The organism is Flavobacterium gelidilacus DSM 15343 (assembly GCF_000422685.1).
GTDB lineage: Bacteria > Bacteroidota > Bacteroidia > Flavobacteriales > Flavobacteriaceae > Flavobacterium > Flavobacterium gelidilacus.
In genome coordinates, this window is record NZ_AUGN01000042.1 from 1 (window position 1) to 2814 (window position 2814).

Consider the following 2814-nt stretch of genomic DNA (forward strand, 5'->3'; position numbering starts at 1 on the left):
AATGAAAATAAGATAATGTTGAATAATAATTTGAATGCTTTCATATTTGATAATTCTTGTTTAAGCTTTTGTTTTTCAATGGTTTCATACAACGTCTCGTGGCTTTGCGAGGTTGCGAACTTCGGAACCGCATATTTTCTGCTAAGATAAAATTTCTTGCGAAAGATAAACTTGAATTTAGCACATATTTCGCAATCTCGCAAAACCGCTGATGGCAGTAGTTTTTTTATTTATAAATGATTTGTTGTTTTATAAGTTTAAACCCTAATGGATTCCAATCTTTTATTTTCGGTTGTTTTAATGTTGGGCTGAAAAATAAAATCTCTTGGCCAATTCTTGAATTATATGCTGTATGTTTAAAGGAATATTCCTTTTTACTACAATCTGAATATAGATTTTGAATTTCTGGAACATTATCATAGGAAACTATCCATTTAATGTTTCTTATACTTTTTATTTTTTCGCTAACATTTAAGTGACTATTATCTTGATAATGATTCATATAAAGCGTACTTGCTTTTAAATAATATGGTGGATCAAAATAAAATACTATGTTTTCGTCAATTGCTTCTTGCTGAACTTTATCAATTAGTTTGATAGCATCTTTTTTGTAAAGACGTATTTGACTTTTCTTTTTTGCAATTTTTCTTATTCTTTCTATTAATTCAGTTTTATTAAAACGACAATCCATTAAATAGTTTCCGTTTTGTGCAATACCTCCCATAACACCAGCGTTTATTATCCCTGAACGATTAGTTCGATTTAAGTAAAATGTTGAAAAGCCTAAATCTAATAAATCTGCTTTTTGTTTATTGTTTTGTACTTCTTTTTGCTTTCTCCATTCTTCAATAGTTAATTCAGCATTTTCGATTAACTCGCAAAATTGTTTAGTTTTATTTAACACACAAAACCAAAAAGCATAAATTGACCTGTCTTTATCATTTATAGTAATTTTTTTTACAAAACCTTCTAATAATAGAAATAGTGCTACAGATGCTCCACCAGAATATGGCTCAACATAATGTCCGTTAATATTATTATCAACACAAATTTTTGCTATAAATGCAGATAATTTGTTTTTGCCTCCTGGATATCTTAATGGTGAGTAAAACATAATTACAATTTTGAAATGTCAAGAGAATTTATTAAATCTGCCTCATCTTGAAGCATAAACTCTAATAAATCAATTAGATTATCACATAAATCTTTGGCCTGCTTTGGAATTGCACCAACTCTATAATTATGAATGATTTGATGAGGCAACTCTAAATCAAAAACTTCAAATGCTTTTTTGTAACTAGTATCTTTTATTAATTCACAAAATTTAATTTTTAGCATTGTGAAATTTGTATATGGTAATTCTACATTTCTTTTGTCTTTAAAGGCAAATTGAAAATGATTTGAAACTGAAATAGGTTTACCATTAGATTGTAAGCTGTTTTCAACAACAAATTTTAAAACACATTCAAAAGTAACTCTTGTTAATGCAGTTTTTGAGTTCGCAAAATTATTTTGGTCCAAATTATAACACTCGTCAATTAAATTTTTTAACGGTGCAGGAATTTTTTTTCTTTTGATAGTTGGTCTGTTTTTAATACTATGTCTTGTGTTTGTATTTCCAGATGTGTTACTAGTAGGATTTGATGTATTATTATTATTATTATCGTTTATTGGTGTTGCGTTTTGATTTGTAGAATCTGCTGTTATATTTCCATTACCTCTTGTAGTTATATTTTGTGAACTATTATTATTGTTTTCGGATGAATTGTTGTCATCGTTTTTAGTGGAACTATTTTCAGAATTATTTACAACGTTTGGAACAATGTTTTGTTTTAGTTGCGGCGGAAATCCAAATGGTTTTAAAAGTTCTAAAAATGATTCACCTCTTTTGGAAATTTCGTCTAATGTTCTAGAACTTGTTTTAGGATTATCTAATAAATATTTTACTAGAGCAATAATATAGCTTTTAAATAATTCTTGATTCTTGATTAAAATTTCTCCAGTATTTTTAAAACTATAACCACAATCTTTTTTTACTCTGAACAACCTTTCAAAAACAATTGTTTTACCACCAGTTTCTCCTTTTCCTTCACGTACAAGCTTTTTAAAGTCTTCACCTTTAATTTCAGATGCTTTATGATAAAACGTGGCGATTTTAATAAAATCTTTAGGATTAGAGTCAATTTCAGAAAGCGATTCAATTGAATTTCCGCTTGAAAATAATCTATAAATTTCTAATGCTTTAGCAATTCTACCCCATTTTTTAAAAAGATTACTATTGTGTTCTAGTCTAATTCTAATATCTAAATCAGATTGATTAAAGTATTCTAAAACAGGAAGTTCATTTATTTCAAATCTCGGTAAATCTAATTCGTATTTATTTGGCAAAGTTAATGCTTTTACAGCAGAACATCTTCTGTTACCATCTTTTACAATATATTTATCTCCATCTTTAATAACCCAAAGTGGTCTGTCTTCGTAAAATTCTTGAGCTTTTGAAATTGCTTCTGCGATTTCTTTTGACGATTCTGTAAATAATAAATATTCAATAATATCACTTTCTTTTTCGCTTCCGCTGTATAATTCGGCAAATCTCGGATTATTTTTATCTAATACAAGTTGGTCAAGTTTAATTAATTTTGCTTCGTATTTCATACTCATTCTTTTTGTTTTTTATTCAATATATCTTTCTCGTCGTTTTGGGTAAAATTACTGCCATCGGTTCGCGGCTTTATTTCAGTTTTGCTGATTAATAACCAAGCCTTAACAAATATAGACAAATTTTAGATTAAAAAAATTCCAAAATAGAAAAAA

General features: G+C 27.7%; 2 protein-coding genes. Both read right to left on the reverse strand.

Translation table 11 applies throughout. The features are described 5' to 3' along the window. Positions 1-226: 226 nt before the first annotated feature. Complete coding sequence (locus G507_RS0109630; protein WP_026717279.1) at positions 227-1114, reverse strand: DNA adenine methylase; 888 nt, start codon at positions 1112-1114, stop codon at positions 227-229. Between the two features lie 2 nt (positions 1115-1116). Then, the gene (locus G507_RS0109635; protein ID WP_026717280.1) at positions 1117-2655 is read right to left on the reverse strand and encodes a hypothetical protein; all 1539 of its coding nucleotides are present in this window, start codon (positions 2653-2655) and stop codon (positions 1117-1119) included. Positions 2656-2814: the final 159 nt, after the last annotated feature.

Excerpts from the sequence above, each read along its gene's own strand:
- G507_RS0109630 (WP_026717279.1), bottom strand. The coding sequence starts at position 1,114 with ATGTTTTACTCACCATTAAGATATCCAGGAGGCAAAAACAAATTATCT.
- G507_RS0109635 (WP_026717280.1), bottom strand. The coding sequence starts at position 2,655 with ATGAAATACGAAGCAAAATTAATTAAACTTGACCAACTTGTATTAGAT.